The following is a 22,552-nucleotide window of genomic DNA, read 5'->3' on the forward strand; positions in this document are numbered from 1 at the left end:
GCGTCTGCAGCAAGTCGTAATCGACGGCGGTGTCGTTGAGGCCGAACAGCAACGCCTGCCGCTCCTCGTCCGCCAACACCGTCAGGCGATTCAACGCTTGCCGGGGTGTGTGCTCCAAGGCTTCAACCAGCGCAGTCAGCGCGTTCTCCATGTACTGGCCGAGACGTGCCGCGCCAATGCGCGACGGGGTCATCACTGTCAGTTCAAAACCGTTGCCCAGATCGTCGACGTTGAGGGTCAACGGGTAGTTGGTGCGCTCCTCGCCAGCAAGGGATTCGATGCCTTTCCAGCCATCACGCGTGGCGTTTTCTCGGGCCTCACTGTCACTATGCCGGTAATTGAGCATCGCGCTGAACAGTGGCGACGGCGCCGCGACACCGCTGCAACGCTGAGCCAATGCCAGCGAAGCATGTTCGTGAGCCAACAGTGCGCTGAGCCGCGCATGGGTCGCCTTGACCCCGGCGCGCACGTTGCTTTCGTCAACATCCACGCGCAGTGGCAAGGTGTTGATGAACATGCCCAACCCGCGATCCGCGCCCGCCCCGCCCTGCATGCGGCCCAGCAGCACCGTGCCAAAGACCACGCGTTCCTGAGCGGACGTTGCCGCCAGCACCCGCGCCCAGGCGAGATGGAACAGGCTGGCGACGCTGACGCCGAGCAACCGTGCCTGACTGCGCAGACGCTGCGCCACCACGGCGGGTAGCGCTTGGCCGACTTCCTCGATGTCGTTACCGTCGCCGTGCACGTCCTGCAAGCCGAACGGCAGCGTCGGTTCGTCGATGTCACCGAGCATCTCGCGGAAGAACGCTTCGTGCTCTTGTTCGCTGACACCAAGACGAGTCTGGGCAACATAATTGCGGTACGGCACAGCGGCCACCGGCAAGCGTTCATCGCCGCGCAAAATAACCTGCATTTCTTCGCTGACCACTGCCAGCGCGGTGTGGTCCATGGCGATGTGGTGGAACAACAGCATGGCAACCACGCGCTGATGGTCCGGATCAAGGGCGTACACCAGACGCAGCAGCGGTGCCTGATCAAGCTCCAGACGGCAATGTCGCGCATCAAAGCGTGCACGCAACTGATCGATGGCTTCACCTTGCGCAGGTTCCAGCGCCACAGCTTGTACCGGCAACTCCGCCTGCCGCCAGACCACTTGCACCGGCGCCGCGAGCCCTTGCCAGACAATCGACGTGCGCAGGATGTCGTGGCGCGTCATGACTTGGCGCAGCGCCGCCGCGAACGCATGAAAACGCTCCAGGCTGTCGAATGCCAGACATGATTGCAGCAAGTACGGATCGCCCTGAGCCGCGCTGAGGTGGTGATACAGAATCCCCTCCTGCAACGGCGCCAGCGGATAAATATCCTGCACATTGGCCGCGCCACCCGGCACCGTGGCGACGATGCGCTCGATGCTGGCCTGATCCAGTTGCACCAGCGGCAGCATGTCCGGGGTGATGTGCGTGCAATCGGCCGCAATCAGATTCTCCGGTACCGCAACCTCGCGCCCGCTGCCCACCTCTGCCGCCAGCGCGGCCAACGTCGGCTGGCTGAACAGCACGCGCACGTCCGTGCTCAGATCGACCTGACGCATGCGTTCGATCAGCGTCACCGCCAGCAATGAATGCCCGCCCAGTTCGAAGAAGTTGTCGTGACGACCGACCTGTTCGACGTTAAGGACTGCCGACCAAATCTGCGCCAGCGCGATTTCCACCGAACCTTGCGGCGCGGCATATTCGCGGCTCAGCCACGCCGTTTGATCCGGCTCCGGCAACGCCTTGCGGTCGAGTTTGCCGTTGGCGGTCAGCGGCAGGGATTGCAGGCGCACGTAAGCGGCGGGCACCAGAGCTTGCGGCAACTGCGCTTGCAGATGACTGCGCAAATCCTCGATGTCGACGCTCAGGCGTTCGGTAAACCACGCCAGCAACTGGCCGTCGCGCACCAGCACCACGCAATCCTGCACGGCCGCGTGACCGCTCAACGCCGCTTCGATTTCGCCCAACTCGATGCGCACACCGCGCAGTTTGACCTGATCATCGTTACGTCCCAGATACTCGATTGTGCCGTCAGCCAACCAGCGCGCGAGATCACCGGTGCGGTACATGCGCGCCTGCGGTTCGTCGCTGAACGGGTCGTCGAGGAAGCGCTCGGCAGTCAGCTCGGGGCGATGCAGATACCCGCGCGCGACACCGGCGCCGCCGACATACAACTCACCGGCGACGCCAACCGGTACGGGGCGCTGCTGGTCGTCGAGCAGGTAAATCTTCGCGTTGGCCATCGGCCTACCGATATGCAACACCTGCCCGGCCTCGACTGCGCCGGAGGTGGCAACCACCGTGGCTTCGGTCGGGCCGTAGTTATTGATCACCGCGAAGGTCTGCTCGCGGGGGAACTGGCGCAGCTTGTCGCCACCGATCAACAGCGTGCGCAAAGTCGGGTGACCGAGGTCGCGACTGAACGCATATTCGGCGACCGGCGTCGGCAGGAAACTCACCTGCAACGGCTGCGCGCGCCACCATTCCAGCAACTCGTCGAGGTGTTCGTTGCTCACCGTTTGCGGCGGCAGGTGCAAGGTCGCGCCAATGCACAGCGCTGGCCAGACTTCCCACGCCATGGCGTCGAAACCGAAGCCGGCGACGCTCGACGTGTGGCTGCCGGCGCGCAGGTCGAAGGCCTCGCAGTGCCAGTGCACCAGGTTTTCCAGCGTCGCGTGTTCGACCATCACGCCTTTCGGCGCGCCGGTGGAGCCCGAGGTGTAAATCACATAAGCCAGATGCGCCGGGGTCAACGCCGGCAGTTGCGGGTTACTGCTGGACAGCTGTTGCCAGGTGGGATGGTCCAGATCAATCAGCGGCACGGCGCCAAGCAGATCAGCCGTCGCAGCCTGGGCCAGCACCGCCATCGGCGCGCTGTCCTGCAACAGATAGGCGATGCGTTCCGCCGGATACGCCGGGTCGACCGGCACATAACCGGCGCCGGCCTTGAGGATCGCCAGCAACGCGACGAGCATGTCCGGGCTGCGGCGCAGGCACACGGCGACGCGGTCATCGGGCTGCACACCGAGCCCGAGCAAGTGATGGGCCACGCGATTGGCGCGCTGATTGAGCTGAGCGTAAGTCAGTTGCTGCTCGCCCTGAACCACGGCCAGTGCCTCCGGTTGCTGCTCGGCCTGAGCCTCGACCAACCGCTGAATCGTTGCCCCACGCGGATAGGCCGCCGAATGCTGGTTGAAGTCGACCAGCAAGCGTTCGTATTCCGCCACCGAGAGCACCGGCAACCGGTTGAGCGGACGTTGCGGCGCCTCTTCCAGCGCCGTCACCAGATGTTCCAGTGCGGTGTGCATGTAACTGCAAATCCGTTGCGCACCGATCTCTGCAACCGCCAGTACATTCAGGGCAAAACCTTCGCCCAGATCATCCACCGACAAGGTCAGCGGATAATTGCTGCGCTCCTCGCCACCCAGCATGCGCACGCCCTGCCAGATCCCCTGGCCGTCGTGCGGCTGCTGCTCGGCGGCACTGTGTCGATAGTTGAGCAACGCGCTGAACAGCGGTGCCGAACCGGCCATGGCGCTGCAACGCTGCGCAAGCGCCAACGAAGCATGTTCATGGCCGAGCAGCGCCGTCAGCCGCGCATGGGTGGTTTTCACCCCGGCGCGCACGCCTTCAGCGAGATCAACCCGCAACGGCAAGGTGTTGATGAATACCCCCAGCGTGCGGTCGGCACCCTCACCGCCCTGCATGCGCCCCATCAACACCGTGCCGAAGACCACGTCGCGGCGCCCGGAGACCACGCCCAAGACCTGCGCCCAGGCCATGTGCATCAGGCTCGCCGGGCTGACGCCCAACTGCCGGGCCTGTTCGCGCAGACGCAGATTGAGCGTCGCATCAACCGGTTGCAGCGCCTCTTCGATGCCACGTCCGTCGCCCTGCACATCCTGCAGACCGAAGGGCAAGGTCGGCTCGTCGATGTCGCCAAGCATGTCGCGGAAGAACGCTTCATGTTCCTGCGCATCAGCGCCCAAGCGCGCCTGCGCCACGTAATTGCGGTACGGCATCGGCGGCGTCAGCGTGTCGAGCTGATCGAACATCAATGCGTGCATTTCCCGCCCGATCACGTCCATGGCGGTGTGGTCGAGAATCGAGTGATGGAACAGCACGATGGCGACGACTTGCTGTTGCGCCGGATCCTCGGCGTAGACCATGCGGATCAACGGAGCCTGATTGAGGTCGAGACGGAAATGTCGGGCATCGAAACGCGCGTGCAACTGTTCGAGAATATCGCCGTCCTGCGCATCCAGCGGCAATGGCTGGACGACCATCTGCGCCTGCCGCCAGACCACTTGCTGCGGGCTCGGCAAACCTTCCCAGACCACGCTGGTGCGCAGAATGTCGTGACGGACGATGACCTGCTGCAAGTGCTCGGCGAAGCTGTGCAGACGTTCAAGACTGTCGAAAGCCAGACGCGATTGCAGCAGGTACGGATCGCCCTGTTCGGCACTCAGATGGTGATAAAGAATGCCTTCCTGCAACGGTGCCAGCGGATAGATATCCTGCACATTCGCGGCGCCGCCCGGCACCGTGGCAACGATACGATCGATACTGGTTTGATCCAGCGTGGTCAGGGTCAGCATGTCGGGGGTGATGTGCGTGCAATCGGCTGGAATCAGATTGGCCGGCACGTCGACTTCCCGGCCACTGCCCAAGGCACGCGCCAAAGCGGCCAGACTCGGCTGGTTGAACAGCACCCGCACATCGGCACTCAAACCGGCCTGACGCATGCGTTCGATCAGGCTCACCGCCAACAGCGAATGGCCGCCAAGTTCGAAGAAGTTGTCGTGACGGCCGATCTGTTCGATGTTGAGTACGTCGGCCCAGATCTGCGCCAACGCGATCTCGACCGGGCCTTGCGGCGCTTCATATTCACGGCTGAGCCACGCGTCCTGATCCGGCTCGGGCAAGGCCTTGCGGTCGAGTTTGCCGTGAGCCGTGAGCGGCAGGCTGTCCAGTCGCACGTAAGCGGCCGGGACCAAAGTGTCCGGCAGCCGCGCGTGCAGATACTGGTGCAAATCAGCGATCTCGACAGACTCGATTGCGGTGAACCAGGCGACCAGACGGCCGTCGCGCACCAGCACCACGCATTCGCGGACCGCATCATGTGCGCTCAGCGCCGCTTCGATTTCGCCGAGTTCTATACGCACGCCGCGCAGTTTTACCTGATCGTCGTTGCGCCCCAGGTATTCGATATTGCCGTCCGCCAACCAACGCGCGAGGTCGCCGGTGCGGTACATCCGTGCGTGCGGCTCGTCGCTGAACCGGTCGTCGAGGAAGTGCGCAGCGGTCAGTTCCGGTCGATTCAGATAGCCCCGCGCAACACCGGCGCCGCCAACATACAACTCGCCTTGCACGCCGGTCGGCACCGGTTGTTGCTGACGGTCCAGAAGGTAAATCCGCGCATTGGCAATCGGCCGGCCAATGTGCAGAACCCGGCCGGGCTCGATACGTCCGGACGTCGCCACCACCGTGGCTTCGGTCGGGCCGTAGTTATTAATGACGTCGAAGGTCTGATCCCGCGAGAACTGGCGCAACTTGTCGCCACCGATCAGCAGCGTGCGCAGGGTCGGATGGCCCAGTTCACGACTGAACGCGTATTCGGCCACCGGGGTTGGCAGAAAGCTCACCTGCAACGGCTGCGCGCGCCACCATTCGAGCAATTCATCAAGGTGTTCATTGCCGATCGAGGACGGTGGCAGGTGCACGGTCGCGCCGACGCACAACGCCGGCCAGACTTCCCAGGCCATGGCATCGAAACCGCAACCGGCGACGCTGGCGGTGTGGCTGCCGGCGTGCAGATCGAAGGTTTCGGCGTGCCAGTGCACGAGGTTTTCCAGAGTACGGTGCTCGACCATCACGCCTTTCGGCTGCCCGGTGGAACCCGAGGTGTAGATCACGTAGGCCAGATTCGCCGGAGTCAGCCTCGACAGTGCCGGGTTGGTGTCAGGCAAGTGCCGCCAGTCGTTGGCGTCCAGATCGATCACCGGCGCCCTGCCGAGCAGGGCGCGCGTCGAGGCCTGCGCCAGCACCGCGATCGGGTCGCTGTCCTGCAACAGGTAGGCGATGCGTTCAGCCGGGTATTCAGGATCAATCGGCACATAACCCGCGCCGGCCTTGAGAATCGCCAGCAGCGCGACGAGCATGTCCGGCCCGCGACGCAGGCACAGCGCAACACGATCGTCGACTTGCACGCCGAGGCCAATCAGGTGATGGGCGAGACGATTGGCGCGCTGATTCAGTTCGCGGTAGCTGAACTGTTGCTCGCCCTGCACCACCGCCAGCGCCTCGGGGTGCGCCGCCACTTGCGCTTCGAACAGGCGCGGCACTGTTTGCGCCGGCGGGTATTCACGACCGCTGATGTTGAAGCCGACCAGCACCCGTTGCCGCTCGCCCGGCGACACGATCGACAACTGCTGCAACGGCGCCTGCGGCGTGTACTCCAGCGCCGTGACCAGGCTGTGCAACGCGGTTTGCAAGAAATCGCAGACCCGCGCCCCGTCCACTTGCGGCACGGCTTGCACGCTCAAGCGGAAACCTTCACCGAGGTCGTCGACGCTGACCACCAACGGATAATTACTGCGCTCGCGGGAGCTGATAATCTCCACGCCATCCCACGCTACAGCAGCCGATTCCGGCGCACTGTGGCGGTAGTTGAGCAAGGTGCTGAACAGCGCCTGCGCGCCGGCGACACCGCTGCAACGCTGGGCCAGTGCCAATGACGCTTGCTCATGGCCGAGCAACTGCGCCAGGCGCGCATGGGTGGCACGCACGCCGTGTTCTACCGGGTCAGCACCGACGTTGACGCGCAACGGCAAGGTGTTGATGAACATGCCCAACGCCCGATCTGCGCCCTCTCCGCCCTGCATGCGGCCGAGCAGCACAGTGCCGAACACCACGTTCTCTTGGCCGGAAACTTGTGACAGCACTTGAGCCCAGGCCTGATGCACCAGGCTGGCCACGCTGACACCCAGCCGCCGTGCCTGCTCGCGCAGACGTTGGCCGAGGCCGACGTCCAGCTCCGCATGACTGTCGAGGATATCGCTGCCGTCGCCGTGCACGTCCTGCAAACCGAAGGCCACGGTCGGCTCGTCGATATCGCCAAGCATTTCGCGGAAGAACGCCTCATGCGCCTGATCATCGGCGCCAAGCCGCGCCTGCGCGACAAAGTGGCGGTACTGCACCGGCGGCGGCAGGTCGCTGCTGCGGCCGAGCATGACGTCACTCATTTCCGCGACCAGCACGTCCAGTGCGGTGTGGTCGAGGACGATATGGTGCAGCAGGAGAATGCCGATCCAGCGCTGGTGCGGCTGATCTTCGGTGTAGACAAAACGCATCAGCGGCGCGCGATTGAGGTCCAGACGATAATGGCGTGGATCGAAACGCGCCTGCATCTGCTCGAGCACGTCGCCGTCGAGTTCGTCGGCATCGACGCGTTCCAGCGCCAGTGTTGCCTCACGGCAAACCACTTGCACCGCCTCTTCAAGACCCTCCCAGAAGATGCCAGTGCGCAGAATGTCATGGCGCGCGATCACGCCGTTCAAAGCACGGACGAAGGTTTTGATCTGCGCCAGACCGTCGAAGGCAAATTGCGCCTGCAACACATACGGATCGCCGGCGCTGGTCGCCAGATGGTGATAGAGAATCCCTGCCTGCAACGGTGCCAGAGCATAGATGTCCTGCACATTGGCGATGCCACCCGGCACGGTTGCAACAACGCGATCGATCGCGGCTTGATCGAGACTGGCCAGCGGCAGCATCGCCGGGGTAATGCGCGTGCAACCTGGCTCGATCAGATTGTCTGGAACGACAATCACACGCTCGTTGCTCAAGGTTGCCGCCAGCGCGGCCACGCTCGGCTGACCGAACAGCACGCGCACGTCACAGTGCAGATCCTGCTGGCGCATGCGTTCGATCAGCTTCACTGCCAGCAGCGAATGACCGCCGAGTTCGAAGAAATTGTCATGGCGGCCGACCTGCTCGACACCGAGCAATGTCTGCCAGAGACCAGCGATCAGATTCTCTACCGCTCCGATCGGCGCTTCGAAACCACGTCGGGCGAATGCATCGCTGTCCGGTGCCGGCAAGGCTTTGCGGTCGAGCTTGCCATTGGTGGTCAGCGGGAAGGCCTCGATACGCACGAAGGCGCTCGGCACCATGTAATCAGCCAGCACAGACAGCAGATGATCACGCAGTTGCGCCACATCCGGCGCCGCACCTTCGTCGGCCAGCCAGTACGCGACCAGACGCTGATCGCCGGGGCTGTCTTCGCGAGCGATCACCACGGCTTCGCGCACGCCTTCGCAAGTAGACAACCGCGCCTCGATCTCGCCCAGCTCAATGCGGAAGCCGCGAATTTTCACCTGATCGTCATTGCGGCCGAGGTATTCGAGGCTGCCATCTGCCGCCCAGCGCGCGAGGTCGCCGGTTTTGTACAACCTCGCATCGGCGTTTTCATTGAACGGATCATTGATAAAACGCTCGGCCGTCAGCGCTTCGCGATTCAGATAACCGCGCGCCACCCCGGCACCGCCGACGTACAGCTCGCCAACCACGCCGACGGGAACCGGTTCACGCTGCGCATCGAGGACATACAGTTGCAGGTCGGGAATGCGCACGCCAATCGGGCTGACGCCCAGCAACTGCGCGTCGGCGGCCTGCAACGGCCGATACGTCACGTGCACCGTGGTTTCGGTGATGCCATACATGTTGACCAGCCGCGTGCCGGCATTGCCGACCCGCGCGTACCACGGTTTGAGCAGGCCCGGCTCCAGCGCTTCGCCGCCGAAAACCACTTCCCGCAAGGAATGCTGCAAGGTGCTGCGGCCCTGGGCGGCGATCAGTTGACGGAACGCGCTCGGCGTCTGGTTGAGCACGGTCACACCGGTTTCGCAGAGCAATGCATAGCAGTCGTCCGGCGAGCGGCTGACGGCTTGCGGGACCAACAGCAATTGTCCGCCGAACGCCAGCGCGGCCCAGATTTCCCAGACCGAAAAGTCGAAGGCGAAGGAATGGAACAGCACGCCGATGTCTTGCTGGTTGAACTGGAACCAGTCGTGGGTGGCAGAAAACAGCCGCGCCACATTGCGATGCTCGACCATCACGCCTTTAGGCAGACCGGTGGAGCCGGAGGTGTAGATCACGTACGCCAGATGCGCCGGGGTCAGCTCGGGGATTTGCGGATTGCTGTCGAGTTCGGCTTTGAGGGGAGCGCTGTCGAGGTCGATCTGCGGCACCTCGAGAGCGGCCACGCGGTCGCGGGTCGCGGCCTGCATCAGCACCGCCGCCGGGGCGCTGTCCTGCAAGGTGAAGTTGATACGGTCCAGCGGATAGGCCGGATCGATCGGCACGTAACCAGCGCCTGCCTTGAGCACACCGAGCAGGCCGATGATCATTTGCGGACCGCGCTCGACGCAAATTGCCACGCGGTCATCGGGACGAATGTTCAGGGCCAGCAGATGATGCGCAACCTGGTTGGCGCGACGATTGAGTTCGCCATAGCTGAGAGTCTGGCCGTTGAAAATCAGCGCCGTGGCGTCTGGTCGGGCCTGCGTATGCGTTTCGAATTGCTGATGGATCAACGGGGTTTGCGGGAACTGCGCCACGGGCGAATTGATGCCGCGTAGCAGATGTTCGCGTTCGCTGGCCGGCAGGATTGTCAGCGTTTGCAGCGCCACATCAGGGCTGGTTTGCAGGGCATCGGCCAGACTCTCCAGCGCTGCTTTCAGGTAAGCGGCCATGCGCTCGGCACCCAGCGCTGCATCCGCCAGCGCGGTGATGCGCAAGTCCACACCGAGGTCATCGATGTTGATGGTCAGCGGATAATTGGTGCGCTCGCGGGCACCGAGCACCTGCACACCGGGGGCAATATCGACCACGTCCGCGACTTCTTCGACGCTGCTGTGCCGGTAGTTGAGGATCGCGCTGAACAGCGGCGTCGGCACCGCGACGGCGCTGCAGCGTTGTGCCAACGCCAGCGAAGCCTGCTCATGCGCCAGCAACGCAGTCAGGCGCTGATGGGTCGCCCGCACGCCGGCGCGCACGCTTTGCTCACCGACATCAACGCGCAGCGGCAAGGTGTTGATGAACATCCCCAACGCCTGCTCACCGCCCTCGCCCGCGTCCATCCGCCCCAGCAGCACAGTGCCGAACACCACCGCCGTGCGCCCGGACAATTGCCCGAGCACCCGCGCCAGCGCCAGATGCGTCAGGCTCGCGACGCTCACGCCGAGCTGCCGCGCCTGCTCGCGCAACTGCCGGCTCAAGCGGCTGTCGAGCATCAACGAAGACTCCTCGATGGCATGGCCATCACCCTGCACATCCTGCAAACCACACGGCAGCGTCGGCTCGTCGATATCGGCGAGCATCTCGCGGAAAAACGCTTCCTGTGCCTGCTCGTTGCCCGCACTGCGGGCCTTGGCCAAGTGATCACGATAGGGCACCGCCGCTGGCACTTGCGCAGTCTGCCCGAGCAGACAGGCCTGAATTTCCCGGCGCAGTACGTCCAGCGCCACGTGATCCATGATCATGTGATGAAACAGCAACAGCGCGACAACGCGGCCCTGAGCCGGATCCTGTGCATAGACCATGCGCAGCAGCGGCGCTTGTTGCATGTCGAGGCGGAAGTGCTGCGGGTCATGGCGTTCGAGCAATTGCGTGAGCACGTCGGCGCGACTGTCGATGCTGACTTCCTCACACACCAGCGGCGCCTCGCGCCAGACCACTTGCACCGCTTCGTCGAGGTATTCCCAAACGAACGAAGTGCGCAGGATGTCGTGACGCTTGACCACCCAGCGCAGCGCCTCGGCGAAGGCGTTCAGCCGCTCCTGACTGTCGAACACGAAGCGCGCCTGCGAGATGTAAGGGTCACCGGCAGCGGCCGAAAGATGGTGATACAGCATGCCTTCCTGCAACGCCGACAGCGGATAAATGTCCTGCACGTTGGCCGCGCCACCCGGCACCGTGGCAACGATGCGGTCAAGGGTGTCCTGATTCAGCGTCACCAGCGGCAGCATGTCCGGGGTGATGCGAAAGGCCGGGCTCAGCCAGTCGCCGCCGTGTTGGGCAACCAGCTCCAGCAGTTGCGCCTTGTGCGCCGCGAGGCTGTCCCACAACGCGTCATCCAGCGCGTCGTCGCTGCCCAGAATGACCAGGTCTTCATCTTCCTGTTGAAGGCGGATCGCATGGGTGGAAATGGCGGCCATCAGTTCGCTGAAATGCATGAGGTAACCTGCTGTAAATACGGAAAAAAGGAGCGCGCAGCAGCGAGTCCGTGCACGCGGCGCGCAGCCTGGAAAAACTAAAACATCGGGGCGTGGGTGTCTGACATGGGAAGCGGGGACAAGCCGCGCGCTTGAGCACCGCAAGTCCCCTGTGGGAGCGAGCCTGCTCGCGAATACGCTGGTTCAGTCAATGTTGATGGCGACTGATACACCGCTTTCGCGAGCAGGCTCGCTCCCACAGGTTTTGTGTCCGGTAGTCAGAGACGGCGCTTGCGGTTGAGGCTCGGGATGGTGGTCTGGGCGATCTCGACCTGCTTCGCCTGCCGCGAGGTCTGTGCCGCCAGCGCGGCCAGCGTCGGCTGGCTGAACAGCGTCCGCGCGTCGACGTGCAGCCCGGCCAGACGCATGCGCGCGACCAGACTGACCGCCAACAGCGAATGCCCGCCCAGCTCGAAGAAGTTGTCGTGCCGCCCCACCTGCTCGACCTTGAGCACCTGCGCCCAGATCTGCGCCAACGCGGTTTCCACATCGCCTGCGGGGGCCTCGTAAGGACGACTGAGCAGCGCCTCCGCCCCCGGTTCCGGCAACGCCTTGCGGTCGATTTTGTCGTTGGGCGTCAAAGGCAACGCCGCCAGCCTCACGTAGGCGCCAGGCACCATGAACTCCGGCAACTGCGCCAATACATGCGCTCGCAATGCGTCTAGCGTCGGCGCAGTCAGCTCGGCACGCAGGGTGTAATAAGCCACCAGCCGCTCATCGCGCACCAGCACCACCGCCTCACGGATCGCCGGATGTTCCAGCAGGCGCGCTTCAATCTCGCCCAGCTCAAGGCGCACCCCGCGCAGCTTGACCTGAAAGTCATTGCGACCGAGGAATTCGAGGTTGCCATCGGCGCCGTAGCGCACCAGATCACCGGTGCGATACAAGCGATCACCGGCCACGAACGGACTGTCGATAAAGCGCTCGGCCTGCAATTGCGGCAGTCCCAGATACCCGCGCGCCACGCCCACCCCGCCAATGTGCAGATGCCCGCTGACGCCTAACGGCACTGGCTGATCAAAGGCATCGAGGACATACAGCCGCGTATTGCTCAGGGCCTTGCCGATCGGCACCAGTGTCGGCGGCACCGGCTCGCCGGGCGCCAGCGTCCAGCCGCTGCTGTCGACCGTAGTTTCGGTCGGCCCATAGACGTTATGCAGGCGCACCCACGGCAGGCGCTCGCGCACTTGCCGGGCCAGGGCGACGGTCAACTCGCCGCCACCGTTGAGCACGTCGGTGAGGCTGGTGCACTGGCTGACATCATCCTGTTCGATGAACTGCTGCAACAACGCCGGGACGAACTTGACCACGGTGATGTTCTGCTCGCGGATCACTTGCGTGACATAAGCCGAATCACGGTTGCCATCGGCCCGCGCCAGCACCAGGCGCATGCCCGAGCAGAGTGGCCAGAAGATCTCCCACACCGAACTGTCGAAACTGTACGGGGCCTTTTGCAGCAACGCCCCGTGTCCAGTGGGCGGCGACAACTGCGAGCCCCAGTGCACCATGTTGCAGGCGCTGCGGTGCTCGATCATCACGCCCTTCGGCGTACCGGTGGAGCCGGAGGTGTAGATCATGTAGGCCAGATTCGTCGCGCTGAGGCCCGGCACCTGCGGGTTGTCGCGCGGCTGGTCCTGCCAGACGCCGAGGTCGAGATCGATCAGCGGCACGCCGGGTTCGCCGAGCAGATCGCGCGTCGCCGCATGCACCAGCAGCGCGACCGGTGCGCTGTCCTGCAACATGTAGTTCAGGCGTTGCAGCGGATAATCCGGATCGAGCGGCACATAAGCACCGCCCGCTTTGAGAATGCCCAGCAGACCGATTACCAACTCAGGCCCGCGCTCGACGCAGATCGCTACCCGCGAATCCGGCTGTACGCCCAGACCACGCAGATGATGGGCCAAGCGGTTGGCCTGCTGGTTCAACTCGCGATAGGTCAGGCGTTGCTCTGCGAACTGCACGGCGATGGCATTGGGTTTGCGCTGCACCTGCTGTTCGAACAGTGCCTGCAATGGCTGCTCCAGCGGGCAGTCGACGGCGGTGGCGTTGAACTCGATCAGTAGCTGTTGCAGCTCTTGTTGCGGCAACAGTGGCAGACGATTCAACGGCTGCTGCGGTGTGTTCTCCAGCGCCTCGACCAAGACGCTCAGCGCGGACTGCACGTAAGCGCAAATCCGTTGTGCGCCAATGCTCGACAAGGTTCGGGTGGTCAGACGCAAGCCTGTGCCGAGGTCGTCAACACTCAGGGTAAACGGGTAATTGGTGCGCTCCTCGCTGGCCAGGGTCTCGATGCCTTGCCACGTTTGCCGGGAGGTTTTTTGCTCAGCATCATCGCTGTGTCGGTAGTTGAGCAAGGCACTGAACAGCGGTGCTGGCGCGGCAACGCCACTGCAACGCTGGGCCAGCGCCAAAGAGGCGTGTTCATGGGCGAGCAAAGCGGTCAGGCGTGCATGGGTGGACTTCACCGCCGCGCGCGCGCCTTCACCGACATCGACCCGCAGCGGCAAGGTGTTGATGAACACCCCCAACGCCCGGTCGGCACCCGCGCCGCCCTGCATGCGCCCCATCAGCACCGTGCCGAATACCACACTTTGCTGAGCGGAGGTTGCCGCCAGTACTTGCGCCCAAGCGAGGTGGATCAGGCTGGCGACGCTGACGCCGGCCAGACGCGCCTGCTGCTGCAAGCGCAGATACAGATCGCTCGCCAACGCCCGCTCGGCTTCTTCGATGTTGCTGCCGTCACCCTGCACATTCTGCAAAGCGAACGGCAAGGTTGGCTCGTCGATGTCGGCGAGCATCTGGCGGAAAAACGCTTCATGCTCCTGTTCACTGACGCCCAGTCGCGTTTGCGCCACATAGTTGCGGTATGGCACCGGCGCCGCCAGCGGTTCAGCGCTCCCGGACAGGCAGGCGTGGATTTCTTCGCGCATGGCCTCCAGCGCGATGTGATCCATCGCCAAATGATGGAACAGCAAGATGCCGACCACCCGGTTGTGCGCGGGATCACGGGCATACATCAGGCGCAGCAGCGGCGCCTGACTCACATCGAGGCGATAACGCCGCGCGTCGAAACGCTCGTGCAATTGATCGATGATCGCGCCACGGGCAGGATCAAATTCAACCTCCTGCACCGGCAAAATGGCCTCGCGCCAAACGACCTGAACCGGTGACGTCAGCCCTTCCCAAACCACCGCCGTACGCAGGATATCGTGCCGTGCGATGACCTGACGCAGCGCAGCAGCGAAGGCCTCGACCCGCTCGAGGCTGTCGAACGCCAGCAGCGATTGCAGCAGGTACGGATCGCCCTGCGCGGCGGTGATGTGGTGATAGAGAATGCCTTCCTGCAACGGCGCCAACGGGTAGATGTCCTGCACATTGGCGGCACCGCCCGGCACTGTTGCGACAATGCGCTCGATCATCGCCTGATCCAGCTGAACCAATGGCAGCAGATCCGGCGTGATGTGCGTGCAATCGGGCGCAATGCGGTTGGCCGGTACCTCGACTTCGCGGCCGCTGCCCTCCGCTGCCGCCAACGCGGCCAATGTCGGCTGACTGAACAGCACGCGAACGTCGCTGCTCATGCCGATCTGGCGCATGCGCTCGATCAGGCCAACGGCCAACAAGGAGTGGCCGCCCAGCTCAAAAAAGTGGTCGTGACGCCCTACCCGTTCGACTTGCAGGACCTCGGCCCAGATCTGCGCCAAAGCGATTTCGACGTCACCTTGCGGCGCCTCGTACTGACGACGGATCAACGCTTCCTGCCCCGGCGCCGGCAATGCCTGGCGATCGAGCTTGCCGTTGGCCGTCAGCGGCAAGGTCGCCAGACGGATGTAAGCGGCCGGCAACAGGGCGGACGGCAAGCGCGAGGTCAGGTGCGCGTGCAGTTGCAGGATATCCAGCGCCTCATGCTCGGTAAACCATGCCAACAGCTGACCGTCGCGCACCAGCACCACGGCTTCCTGTACCGCGTCATGACTGCTGAGCGCCGCTTCGATTTCGCCCAGCTCGACACGCACACCGCGGACTTTCACCTGATCATCGTTACGACCGATGTACTCAAGGTTGCCGTCGAAACGCCAACGGGCGAGATCGCCGGTGCGGTACATGCGCGCATCCGGCTGCACACTGAACGGGTCGTCGAGGAAACGTTCCGCTGTCAGCTCCGGGCGATTGAGATAGCCCCGGGTAACCCCGGCACCGCCGACATACAGCTCGCCAATGATGCCGATCGGCACCGGACGCTGCTGATCATCGAGCAGATAAGCCGTGGCATTGCTCACGGGTTTGCCGATGTGCAACGCCTGCCCCGGGCTGATCAGCCCGGAGGTGGCGACCACCGTGGCTTCGGTCGGCCCGTAGTTGTTGACCACCGCAAAACCCTGCGCACGGTTGAACTGGCGCAGACGATCGCCGCCAATCAGCAAGGTGCGCAAGGTCGGGTGACCGAGTTGTTTGCTGAACGCATATTCGGCAATCGGTGTTGGCAGGAAACTGACGTCCAGCGGCTGCGCCCGCCACCAGGCGAGCAGCGCATCGATGTCTTCGCTGCCTTCGCTCGCGGGCGCAAGGTGCACCGTCGCGCCCACGCACAACGCCGGCCAGACCTCCCACGCCATCGCGTCAAAACCGAAGCCGGCCAGGCTCGACGTGTGCTGCCCGGGACCGAGCCCGAATGCCGCGCAATGCCAGTCGACCAGATTGCCCAGCGTGCGATGTTCAACCATTACGCCCTTGGGCAACCCGGTCGAGCCGGAGGTGTAAATCACATAAGCGAGGTGGCGGGTGTTCAACTCCAGCACTTCGGGATCGGTCAAGTTGTCGAGCAACCACTCGCGCCGATCAAGCTCGATCACGGGCAGCGCTGTGGCGGGCAAACGCTCGCGCAAGTCACTTTGCGTCAGCAGCGCCACCGGAGCACTGTCGCTGAGTAGATAACTCAGGCGCTCGGGCGGATGCGCCGGGTCAATCGGCACATAAGCGGCGCCTGCCTTGAGAATCGCCAGCAGCCCGACCAGCGTCTCAAGGCCTCTGCGCGCGACAATCGCCACCCGGTCATCCGGCCGTACGCCGAGGCCCAGCAGATGATGGGCCAACGCATTGGCTTGCTGGTTCAGTTCGCTATAGGTCAGCGTGCGGTCTTGATAAGTCGCGACCACTGCGTCCGGGTGTTCGGCCACCCGCGACGCGAATCGCTGATGAATCAGTTGACCTTGCGGATAACTGACGCGGGTGTCGTTCCACTCATCGAGCAGGGCCAGTTCTGCCGGGCTATTGAGGTTGAAATCGGCGATCGCCAGTGCCGGGCATTCCAGACCCTGCTCCAGTATCAGCAACAAGCGCTCGGTCAACGACGCAATCTCGTCAGCCGTGAAATAGGCCGGCGAGTACACCAGATGCAGCCAGGCCTTGTCGGTGTAACGGTTGCTGCGCAGGTGAAGGGCCAGCGGAGTCGCCTCGTGCTGGTTGGAGACCTTGACCGAGTGTCCCGACGCCTCACCGTAACGGTAGTCATGGTCGTCCTGTTCGTAGGACACCGACAGCTCGAACAGTTGCGCTCGGTCTTCACGCAACAGACCCAGCGCACGATTCATCTCGCTCAACGGATAGCGTTGATGACGAAAATCCTGCTTCAGACCATCGCCGATTGCCTTGATCAATTCGCCAAATGACAACGCCCGGCCAAACCCCATGTGCATTGCACTGACTTGGGTGAACAAGCCCAAAGTGCTTTTGAAGCGGGCACCGGAACGATTGAGAATCGGCAAGCCGACCACCCACTCGTCACGCTGGGCGGTACGACTGAAATACACATGCAGCGCCGCCAGCAAGACATGAAATGCCGAGCCACCGAATCGTCTCGCGCAGTCTTTCATGCGCTCATGCAGCACGGCTGGAAAAACCTCGACGTGGATGCGACTGGGCGCTGCTTCAGCGTCAAGGGATTCGCGATGACGGGGCGTCAACAAGGGCTCGGGCAAGCGGCGATACTTGTCCAGCCAGTAGCGTTGATCGCGTTCATAGCGGGGTGACTGATGGTAGCGCGCGTCATCTTCGATAAAGCCGACATAAGACGGTGCCGCCCTGCGCGGATGCTCGCCACGGCACAATGTGCTGTAGATCTCGCCCACCGACTTGAACAGCAACGCGAAAGCCCAGCCATCGATGATCAAGTGATGGGCCTGGGCTGCCAGCCAGTGACGATGGCGATCGAGGCGAATCAGACTGAAGCGGAACAACGCTTGCCCGCTCAACACAAAGCCCTGCGCCATCTGCGCTTCGACCAGCGTCCGAGCCGCCGACTGTGGATCAGGTTGGCCGCTGACATCATGCAGCGACATCACCACCGGCAGCGCCTGTGCAAAACCTTGTAACGGCAGCCCATCGTGACCAACGTCCGATAGCAGAACAATGCGCAAGGCATCATTCGCGGCGACCAGAGATTCAAGTGCCTCTTGCATCAATGCCGGATCCAGCGGCCCGGTCAGTTCGACGTAACCGCCAATGTTGTACAGCGGCGAATCTCCGCGACTCAGTTGGTCCAGCCAGATATCCCGTTGGGCGGCAGTCAGCGCAAAAGTCTCGACAGGCACGGACGGATCGTCCGCCACGTTGGCAGAAGTAGGCTGCATAAGATCCTTCTCATGAAATTTTGCCGGTATTCAAGCATCGGCCCCGCCACCGACATGACACCTGAAACCCGGACAACCACTAGGCTCGTAAGCGCCTGTCTGACGTTGCGGGCGTGTTTATCGCAGGCTCTGGCTAAAAATTCGGAGAGGAAATACTGAAAAGCTTGTAGGAAAAGAACCACATAGCAGCGCCGCCATTTACCCCAGCGCTGCTGACCAGAAATCACCATCGCCCGGTTTTCCGGGGCCTCAGAGTGACCGGACAGTCACTCGCGCAGGCTCACCCGTATTCAATGCCGTCAGAACCCCGGCGCCAAGAATCAGAAATAGTGGCACTTTGTGTCCCCGATTTCCCCTACAGACGTAGGACAAATCCATAGGCTTAAATCCCGCTCCAGATCGTGTTCAAGGAGAAATGACGGCGTGGGCGGCTTTTGCATAGACGGCAGACGATTCAGTGAAGGTTCTGAACCAGGGATGACAAGGATATGAATCTGACCGGCAGTATTCGTAATAGGGAAAACCCGCATTTCTACTGGCAATTGGGTGAGCTGATTGCCAGCACCGGCGATGATCACTTCGCCACGAACATGTTCCAGTTGGTCGACACGCTGGTGCCGGTCAACCGCGTGGATCTGAGTGAGTGGACGCTGGATGAGCGTCAGGCCAGTGTGGTCGACATCAAACCGTTGGGCAGCGCCGGTCCGGCACAGACGTGTGCCCCGCCCGATCTGCTGGAGAGCCCCGATGATCATCCGCTGTTGCAGAAGATGATCGAAATGAACGACTCGCTGCTGATTCAACTGAAAGCCTCGCTCCAGCCTCGCCATCCGCAGCACAGCGCCCATCAATGCAATCTGGTTTCGCGTACGTCCCACCGCCGTTGCGTGATTTCGTTTTACCGACCGCATACCCAACGGGTGTTTTCCCTGCCGGAGCTGTCGTTTCTCAAAAGCCTGTCCGACACCCTGCTGCCGCTGATCGAACGTCACGCGCAGATCAATCGGCAAATCCTCGCCCGGCAACCGCGCCAACCGTTGGCCGAACTGGATCAGGCGCCGCTGGCACAGGTGTTCGATGAGCGCCTGGCATTAAGCGACATCGCCCTGTCAGTGCGCGAAAAAGAAGTCTGCCTCGGCCTGTTGACCGGCGGCACCGTGCCGCAAATGGCGGAAAAGTTGCGGGTGAAAAACAGTTCGATCGAGACGTACCTGAAACGCGCCACCGCCAAACTCGGCGTCAGTGGCCGCCATGGTCTGGCGAAATGGATGGCCGGGGCCTGAGCACAATGCTCTCTATATGCATGAGGCAGTTCGATGTTGACGTTGCGACTTTCCCTGCTGTCCATCGCGGTGCTGATGGGCGGTTGTTCATTGATTCCCGAGTATCAGCGCCCCGCTTCCCCCACCGCAGCGCAGTACCCGGCAGCAACGCAGCCAGCCACGAGCAGTGGGGACTGGCGCACGCTGTTCACGGATCCGGCGCTGCAACAACTGATCGAAAGCGCGCTGATCAACAACCGCGACCTGCGCGTGGCGGCATTGAATGTCGAAGCCTTCCAGGCGCAATACCGCATTCAGCGCGCCGACCTGCTGCCGGCGGTGTCGGCCAACGCCAATGAGTTGCGCCAGCGCATGCCGCCGAGCGTGACCCAAGGCAAAGCGCTGATCAACTCAACGTACTCGGTCAACCTCGGTATCAGCGCTTATGAGCTGGATTTCTTCGGTCGCGTGCGCAGCCTCAGCGAACAGGCGTTGCAGATCTGGCTCTCGACCGAAGAGGCGCGACGCAGTGCCGAGCTGAGTCTGGTCGCCAACGTCGCCAACGCCTACCTGACCTGGCGCGCCGATCAGGAGCTGCTGCAACTGACCCGCGACACCCTTGCCGCCGATGAACAGAGCCTGCACCTGACCACGCGCAATCGCGAGGCTGGCAAGTCTTCGGCGCTGGAGCAGGCGCAGGCGCAGACCAGCGTCGACAGTTCACGGGCCAATCTGGCGCGCTACCAGCGTCAGGTCGCTCAGGACCTGAACAGCCTGACGTTGCTGGTCGGCGCGCCAGTGCCCGAGGCCCTGCCCGGCCGTCCGCTGGCCAGCGATCTGGTCCGGCAACTGCCCGCCGGTCTGCCCTCGGATCTGCTGCAACGGCGTCCGGACATCCTTCAGGCGGAATACAAACTGAAAGCGGCCAATGCCAATATCGGTGCGGCGCGGGCGGCATTTTTCCCCAGTGTCAGCCTGACCGCCAATGCCGGGACGTCGAGTCGAGATCTGTCCGGACTGTTCGGCGGCGGCTCTGGCGCCTGGACCTTTCAGCCGCAGATCAGCCTGCCGATTTTCAATGCCGGCAGCCTGCGCGCGAGTCTGGATTATTCGAAGTTGCAGAAAGATGTGGCGGTGGCCGAATATGAAAAGTCGATCCAGACCGCGTTTCAGGAAGTCGCCGACGGCCTCGCCGCGCGCAGCACCTATCAGCAGCAATTGCAGGCGCAGCGCGATCTGGTCGCGGCCACTCAGACCTATTACAACCTCGCGCAGAATCGTTACAAGAACGGCGTCGACAGCAGCCTGACGTTCCTCGATGCGCAGCGTTCGCTGTTCAGTTCACAGCAAGGCCTGATCACCGATCGCCTCGCGCAACTGGTCGCCGAGGTCAATCTGTATACCGCGCTCGGCGGCGGCTGGCAGGGAGATGAACCGCGCGTGCAGTGAGACCACGTCACTTTTTCTTACACCTTTTGTCGCCCGATCCGACGCCGCACGGCGATCCGCAGCCGTCGTCTGGTCTCAGTTTGGTATCATGCGCCGCTTTTACGGTTAACCCCCCGCCAGTCCTGCCGACTGACGGGCTGCAAAAGGCGGTATTAGATGACGGCTTTGTTGACTCGCCGCAAGGTGCTTGCGGGAATGGGCGTGCTCGGGCTAGGCCTGCTCGCCGGCTGCGACACCCGCGGCCAACTGTCGTACAAGTACGGCAAGGATCTGAGTAACAAGATCATGGGGCGCACCTTCAAACTGAAGAACACCGACGGCGAAACCATGACGCTGTCGAGCTTTCGCGGCATGATGCCGATGGTCTTCTTCGGTTTCACCCAGTGCCCGGCAGTCTGCCCGACCACCCTCGCCCGCGCGGCGAAAATCAAGAAACTGATGGGCGCCGATGGCGATCGCTTGCAGGTGATCTTCATCACCCTCGATCCCGAACGCGACACGCCAGAAATCCTCGACGCCTACATGAAAGCCTTCGACCCGACCTTCGTTGCGCTGTACGGCACGCTTGAGGAAACCGCAGCCACGGCCAAGGAATTCGACGTGTTCTACGAGAAAGTCCCGGCCGGCGACACGTACACCATCTCGCACACCGCCACCAGTTACGTTTACGACTCCAACGGCGGCTTGCGCCTGGGTCTGTCCACCTCGCTTTCGGCAGAACAATGCACGGAAGATTTGCTTACTGTTATGGAGGTTTGCTGATGCAACCTGTTCTGAACCACCTCAAACGCGCTTTCATCGGTTTTTCTCTGCTGGGTCTGGCATTCCAGGCGACCGCAGCGATCACAGTCGACGACGCCTGGGTCCGTGCCACCGTGCCGACCCAGTCCGCTAGCGGCGCGTTCATGACCCTCACCGCCGACAGCGACAGCAAGTTGCTCAGCGTCGCGACGCCAGCGGCCAAAGACGTGCAGATCCACGAAATGACCATGAAGAACGACGTCATGAGCATGGGCCCGGTGAAGTTCGTCGAGCTGCCGGCCGGCAAAGCGGTCAAGCTTGATCCGAACGGCTACCACGTGATGCTGATGGGCCTGACCGGTCAGCTCAAGGAAGGCGAAAGCGTGCCGCTGACCCTGACCGTGGAAAACGCCAAGGGCGAGAAAGAAACCATCGAGGTCAAAGCACCGGTGCGCGCACTGACCAACATGGAAGGTCACGATCACAGCAAAATGCATTGATCTGACTGAGCGGCAATAAAAAAGGGGCGGCCCGATCGATGATCAGGCCGCCCCTTTTTTGTTTTTGATACGCGCCGACTTAACGCTTGCGGGCCAACGCGTTGCGCACGCTTTCCCGTGACATTCCCGAGCCGGAAAGGGTCACGGTTTCAACGACGGCTGCCTTGGGCAACTGCTCTTTGCGCTTGGCCACCTGACGCCAGTGGTAAGCGAAATATCCGCCTGCCGCCACAATCCCCAGCCAACCGAAAACCAGACTGACGAAAAACCACAGTCCGAGGGTGATCCACACGGTTTTCGAGGTGAACAACTTCAAGCTGTCATCGGCAGGCAGCGGTTCAACCGGTTCAACCGCTGCCTGCTGCGTCACCGGTACTCTATGCACGCCATCCAGATCAAAGCGCAAAGCGAAGTCCGCCCCGGCCACCGGAACATCTAGCTGATTGCCTTCAGCACGATGCACACGAATTTCGCCATCGACGAGCGACATCGAGCTGAAACTGATCTGGGTTTCATAGTGAATCTCGCCGCTGACCTGGGTCACGATCGTTCGTTTTTGGTCGATGGGGGTGTCGCGCATGTCGATTCCTTGATCGTTCCACGTCGGACGACGTGCGAAGGGATAATCCGTTGGAGTCGAATGCTACTGAGTGGTTATTACGC

At 62.7% G+C, this 22,552-nt stretch carries 7 protein-coding genes (1 of these 7 running past the window's edge); 4 read left to right on the top strand and 3 right to left on the bottom strand.

Annotation, left to right across the window (positions count from 1 at the left end; genetic code table 11):
• Together RMV17_RS16825 and RMV17_RS16830 are read right to left on the bottom strand one after the other, a co-directional pair.
• A protein-coding gene (locus tag RMV17_RS16825; protein ID WP_311881300.1) for a non-ribosomal peptide synthetase crosses the window boundary here: on the bottom strand, positions 1-11,269 show its 5' portion. It extends 1,748 nt beyond the left edge of the window; the window shows 11,269 of its 13,017 coding nt (coding positions 1-11,269); the start codon lies at positions 11,267-11,269; its stop codon lies off the left edge, out of view.
• Positions 11,270-11,526: 257 nt separating this feature from the next.
• Entirely contained in the window at positions 11,527-17,937 is a 6,411-nt protein-coding gene (locus RMV17_RS16830) for a non-ribosomal peptide synthetase (protein WP_311881302.1), read from the bottom strand.
• Between the two features lie 488 nt (positions 17,938-18,425).
• On the opposite strand from RMV17_RS16830, the gene RMV17_RS16835 reads away from it, so the two are divergent.
• The 4 genes from RMV17_RS16835 to RMV17_RS16850 all read left to right on the top strand — a co-directional run bounded on the left by RMV17_RS16835 (position 18,426) and on the right by RMV17_RS16850 (position 21,889).
• The gene (locus RMV17_RS16835) at positions 18,426-19,220 is read left to right on the top strand and encodes a helix-turn-helix transcriptional regulator (RefSeq protein ID WP_311881304.1); all 795 of its coding nucleotides are present in this window, start codon (positions 18,426-18,428) and stop codon (positions 19,218-19,220) included.
• Between the two features lie 33 nt (positions 19,221-19,253).
• Positions 19,254-20,648 (top strand): efflux transporter outer membrane subunit, encoded by a 1,395-nt coding sequence (locus RMV17_RS16840; RefSeq protein WP_311881306.1) that lies wholly within the window; start codon positions 19,254-19,256, stop codon positions 20,646-20,648.
• A gap of 156 nt (positions 20,649-20,804) precedes the next feature.
• Complete coding sequence (locus tag RMV17_RS16845; RefSeq protein WP_007915980.1) at positions 20,805-21,410, top strand: SCO family protein; 606 nt, start codon at positions 20,805-20,807, stop codon at positions 21,408-21,410.
• Entirely contained in the window at positions 21,410-21,889 is a 480-nt protein-coding gene (locus RMV17_RS16850; RefSeq protein ID WP_311881309.1) for a copper chaperone PCu(A)C, read from the top strand. The genes RMV17_RS16845 and RMV17_RS16850 overlap by 1 nt, the downstream gene beginning before the upstream one ends.
• A 79-nt stretch (positions 21,890-21,968) precedes the next feature.
• On the opposite strand, the gene RMV17_RS16855 is transcribed toward RMV17_RS16850, so the two are convergent.
• Positions 21,969-22,469 carry a hypothetical protein gene (locus RMV17_RS16855; protein ID WP_311881311.1) on the bottom strand — a complete coding sequence of 167 codons (501 nt, stop codon included), beginning with the start codon at positions 22,467-22,469 and terminating at the stop codon, positions 21,969-21,971.
• Positions 22,470-22,552: the final 83 nt, after the last annotated feature.

Source organism: Pseudomonas sp. VD-NE ins (assembly GCF_031882575.1).
GTDB classification, from domain to species: Bacteria; Pseudomonadota; Gammaproteobacteria; order Pseudomonadales; family Pseudomonadaceae; genus Aquipseudomonas; species Aquipseudomonas fluorescens_BZ.

Bases quoted from the DNA above. Each gene is read 5' to 3' on its own strand.
- RMV17_RS16845 (WP_007915980.1), top strand. From the start codon at position 20,805: ATGACGGCTTTGTTGACTCGCCGCAAGGTGCTTGCGGGAATGGGCGTG.
- RMV17_RS16855 (WP_311881311.1), bottom strand. From the start codon at position 22,469: ATGCGCGACACCCCCATCGACCAAAAACGAACGATCGTGACCCAGGTC.
- RMV17_RS16840 (WP_311881306.1), top strand. From the start codon at position 19,254: ATGTTGACGTTGCGACTTTCCCTGCTGTCCATCGCGGTGCTGATGGGC.
- RMV17_RS16850 (WP_311881309.1), top strand. From the start codon at position 21,410: ATGCAACCTGTTCTGAACCACCTCAAACGCGCTTTCATCGGTTTTTCT.
- RMV17_RS16835 (WP_311881304.1), top strand. From the start codon at position 18,426: ATGAATCTGACCGGCAGTATTCGTAATAGGGAAAACCCGCATTTCTAC.
- RMV17_RS16830 (WP_311881302.1), bottom strand. From the start codon at position 17,937: ATGCAGCCTACTTCTGCCAACGTGGCGGACGATCCGTCCGTGCCTGTC.